General features: G+C 64.5%; 1 protein-coding gene. It reads left to right on the forward strand.

The window, feature by feature from the left end; translation table 11 throughout:
- Positions 1-40 precede the first annotated feature (40 nt).
- A partial coding sequence (locus tag ASE07_RS26330) for a condensation domain-containing protein (RefSeq protein WP_156397062.1) occupies positions 41-2,679 on the forward strand: 2,639 nt, incomplete at its 3' end.

Genomic DNA, 2,679 nt, shown 5'->3' on the forward strand with positions numbered 1-2,679 from the left:
CGCTCTTTTCCAACATTCTCCTGATGATCGCCATTTTGCTGTGCCGACCGAGACCACAGTGGTCGTCACCGTCGACGAGATCGTCGATGGCAAAGGTTCGCATCGCTCGATCGGTCGTCCGATCGCAAATACCCGGATCTATCTGCTCGATACCGGCCTGAGGCCGGTGCCGGTTGGCGTTGTCGGTGAAATCTGCATTGGCGGCGTAGGCGTTGCGCGCGGCTACCTTGCAAATTCCGCACTGACCGAAAAAAGCTTTATCGTCGATCCGTTTCGCGCCGGTTCTGGCGCACGCATTTACCGTACCGGAGACCTGGGTCGATACCTGCAGGACGGCACGGTGGAGTTTCTCGGCCGCCGCGACAGTCAGGTCAAGATTCGCGGCTTCCGCATCGAGCTCGGCGAGGTCGATGCGGCGCTGGGGCGTCACCCGAACGTGCGCAATGCAGTGACCGTCGCCGTTGACGATCCGGTCGCCGGGCGCCGCCTTGCCGTTTGCTACACACCACACAACGAACCGGAAGATCCGCAGTCGCTGCGCCGCTTCCTGGCTGGTTTCCTGCCCGAGCACATGGTACCGGCGCAGTTCATCGCACTGGACGCATTGCCACTGACGCCGAATGGAAAACTGGATCGCAAGGCATTGGCCAGGCTGGCGTCGAGAAGTGCACCACACAACGGCCACGGAGCGGACTACCAGGCGCCGCAAGGCGAGGTCGAAATCCGCCTCGCGCAGATCTGGGCCGAGGTCCTTGGCCTTGAGCGGGTGGGCAGGCAGGACCATTTCTTCGAACTGGGCGGCCATTCGCTGCTTGCCGTCAGCCTGATCGAGCGCATGCGCCGCGCCGGACTGCACGCAGACGTGCGGGTGCTGTTCGGCACGCCGACGCTGTCGGAGCTGGCGGCTGCCGTAGGGAATACCCACGCCATCGTTGCCGTTCCGCCCAATCGCATTCACCCCGGCTGCGAAGCCATCACGCCACAGATGCTTCCGCTGGTGCAGTTGTCGGAAGCGAACATCGACGACATCGTGCACCATGTTCCCGGCGGCGCCGCCAACATCCAGGACATTTACCCGCTGGCGCCGCTCCAGGAAGGCATCCTGTTCCATCACCTGATGGAACAGGAGAGCGATCCCTACCTGCTGCACGGGCTGTACAGCTTCGATAGCCGCGCACGCCTCGAATGCTTCGTGGAAGCACTGCAAACGGTCGTCGACCGGCACGACATCCTGCGGACCGCTGTACTCTGGGAAGGCATGCCGGAGCCGGTGCAGGTGGTGTGGCGCAAAGCTCCGATCGCGATCGAGGAACTTACGTTCGATCCGAGCCAAGGCAGCCCGGCCGCACAACTCGAGGACCGGTTCGATCCGCGCCACTATCGGCTGGACGTGCGGCGGGCACCGATGATCCGCTTGTTCGCCATGCACGACGTGGCCAACGGCCGCTGGCTGGCCTTGCTGCTGAACCACCACCTCGCGGGCGACCATACAACGCAGGAACTGGTTGTCAATGAAGTGAGAGCCTGCCTGCAGGGACAGGCGGCGCAATTGCCTGCTCCATTGCCATTCCGGAATTTCGTGGTCCAGGCCAGGCACGGGGTATCCCAGGAAGAGCACGAAGCCTTCTTCAGCCGCATGCTTGCCGACGTGGATCAACCGACTACGCCGTTCGGTTTGACCGACGTGCGTGGCGACGGCACCGAAATCGTCGAAGCCGGGCTCAACGTCGATCCCGGGCTTGCCGCACGCGTCCGCAAGCGTGCGCAAGCCATGGGCGTCAGCGCGGCGACGCTCTGCCATCTCGCATGGGCGCGTGTACTGGCGCAACTGACCGGGAGCGAAGACGTGGTGTTCGGCACCGTCCTCTTTGGCCGCATGCAAGGCGGCGATGGGGCCGACCGTGCGCTCGGGCTGTTCATGAATACGCTGCCGGTGCGCATAGACATGCGGGAGCGCAGCGTCCAGGACGGCGTGCGTCACACGCACGCGCTCCTGACGCAGTTGCTGCGCCACGAACATGCATCGCTGGCCTTCGCGCAGCGATGCAGCGCAGTCCCGTCCGGTACGACGTTGTTCAGCGCCTTCTTCAACTATCGCCACAGTGTCCCGGCGGCCGCGAACGAAGAGTCGCAGGACAACTGGGAAGGCATCGAAGCACTCGGCGGCCAGGAGCGCACAAACTATCCGTTGACCTTTTCTGTAGACGATCTCGGCGAAGACTTCTACCTGACGGCCCAGGTGGAATTGCCAATCCAGCCGGAACGGATCTGCGCCTACATGCATACGGCGCTGGAAAAACTGATCGACGCGCTTGACCAGGCACCGGCGTCGCCCGTGGCCAGCCTCGACGTGCTGCCGGCGGCCGAACGCGCACTGGTGGTCGACACCTGGAACGCGACACAGCGTATGGGACGGCAAGGACGGCTGGTCCATGAGCTGTTTGCGGAACAGGCAACACGCACCCCGCAGGCGGTCGCGGTCGCCTGCGGCGCGGCGGCCATCAGCTACCGCGAACTCGACGTCCAGTCCAACCGCCTGGCTCACCACCTGCGCACGCTCGGCGTCGGCCCCGACGCCCGCGTCGCCCTGTGCGTCGAGCGCAGCATCGACATGGTGGTGGGCATGCTCGCGATCCTCAAGGCCGGCGGCGCCTACGTGCCGGTCGACCCCGGCTACCC

It is taken from the genome of Noviherbaspirillum sp. Root189, assembly GCF_001428545.1.
In the GTDB taxonomy this organism is placed as follows: Bacteria; Pseudomonadota; Gammaproteobacteria; order Burkholderiales; family Burkholderiaceae_D; genus Noviherbaspirillum.